This window comes from Campylobacter sp. RKI_CA19_01128 (genome assembly GCF_025771175.1).
GTDB lineage: Bacteria > Campylobacterota > Campylobacteria > Campylobacterales > Campylobacteraceae > Campylobacter_D.
Genome location: NZ_JAKMPU010000032.1, coordinates 1 through 1,545 on the forward strand (window position 1 = coordinate 1; position 1,545 = coordinate 1,545).

General features: G+C 24.5%; 1 protein-coding gene. It reads left to right on the plus strand.

Annotated features, from left to right (window positions below):
- Positions 1-33: 33 nt before the first annotated feature.
- Positions 34-1,545, plus strand: a 1,512-nt coding sequence (gene vgrG / locus L8U98_RS08150; RefSeq protein ID WP_263737866.1) for a type VI secretion system tip protein VgrG, incomplete at its 3' end; no start/stop codon positions are given.

Consider the following 1,545-nt stretch of genomic DNA (forward strand, 5'->3'; position numbering starts at 1 on the left):
CAATAAATCCCAATACCAACAAAGGTTTTTTTAATGAATACAAACAACTCTTATCTTAATTTAAAAATTAACAAACTTGATTTTAAAATCACAAAAGCCATTATAAAAGAAAGCTTGGATCAGATCTTCTTATGTGAATGTGAAGGTTTTTATGAAAATATCAATAATGATATTTTTAGTGATGATAATATTGAATTTAATCCTAATATGCTTATTGATAAAGAAGCTTCACTTATAATTAAAAATCCTTATGAAAACAAAAAGATAGACTTTTCAACTAATATTGATATGATTTATCGGGGAATAATATCTTATGTTGACTATTTAGGTGTTAATCAAGGTAGTGCTAGCAATATTGTAAAAGAAAATTTTAAACAATTAAACCATAAACATTTTTTTAAGTTTAACTTGCATTCTCCTTTAATAAGACTTGATTTTAATAAAGCAAATCGTATTTATACTCATACAAACATAATAGAAGTAATTAAACAAACCTTAGCCTATTATAACACCAAGCTAAATAAAAACATTGATTTTTCTAATATTCATCATATATATGAAACTAAAGAATTGATTTCTCAATACAATGAAAGTGATTTAGAATTTATCACAAGATTAGCACACAATCATGGTATTTATTTTTATGAAGATAAAGATAATATTTATTTTTATGATTTTTATACTCATAAAGGCAAAATAAAAGATATAGTTTTTAATCCTAATATCAACAACCATCTTAATGAAACTTGTATTTACGCACTAAATAAAGAAAAACAAATACAAACTAATGCTTTTACTCATTCTAGTAATAATTCCAAACAACCTTTAAGTTTATATTCCTTAAGCACTAAAGCACAAAATGCCAATACACATTATAATGAGCATTCTTATGAAAGTGAATATTCCTTTACACAAAATATTAATTTAAAACAATCCCCTACCCTAAAAGAAAAAAGAAACACTATACTTAATAATATACTAAAAGCAAAAAGCAATATTTATCATCTTAGTTTAAATGAAAGTATTAAAATTAATATTCAAGAAGAAACCACCAAAGAATATACCATTATAGCAAAAGAACAAATTTTAATTGATGATGCTATTTTAGCTAATACTATTAATACCAATGATAATTTAAATATTAAAGACTTAAATCTAAGCAAATCTTATACAAATAATTTAACCCTTACCCCATCTTTTTTAACCTTTACACCTAGTTTTAAATCTAAACCAAAACCTCCAATTAATACCATGGGTATAGTTATAGGAGAAGATTCTAATATAGAAAATCAAAGAAATACCATATACACAGATGAATATGGAAGAGTAAAGGTAAGGATTAATCTTTATGCTAATCAAGAAGAATTAGATAATAAAACAAACATGTATCACCATAGTCCATTCTTAAGAGTAGCTAGTAATGTAGCAAGCAATCATTCAGGTTTTTACCATACACCTAGAATAGGAGATGAAGTTATTATTTCATTTTTAGATGATGATATAGACAAGCCTTTTATTAGTGGGAGTTTGTATAATGGGGTGAAT